Annotated in this window: 1 pseudogene; it reads right to left on the reverse strand. The window is 75.7% G+C overall.

From position 1 onward, the window contains the following. Positions 1 to 239: pseudogene (locus ACQG3P_RS23030) on the reverse strand (DUF5009 domain-containing protein); the annotation flags it as partial.

Genomic DNA, 239 nt, shown 5'->3' on the forward strand with positions numbered 1-239 from the left:
GGTGTTGATCTCCAGCCGCCCGCCCACCGAAACGCACACGGCGATGCGCTGCAGCGCGCCCCACAGCCGGTCGGCCGGCAGCGCGAACAGGCACCATGCCAGCACGTGCAGCAGCGCACCGGCGAGCAGGATGCGCGGCGCACGCTGCAGCAGCGTGCGGGCCGGCGCCGGCCGCACCGGGGGATCCGCCGCGCGCGGTGCGAGGCTGTAGGCCAGCGCCACCCCGGCACTGAACAGGA

It is taken from the genome of Stenotrophomonas sp. SrG (assembly GCF_050031795.1).
In the GTDB taxonomy this organism is placed as follows: Bacteria; Pseudomonadota; Gammaproteobacteria; order Xanthomonadales; family Xanthomonadaceae; genus Stenotrophomonas; species Stenotrophomonas rhizophila_A.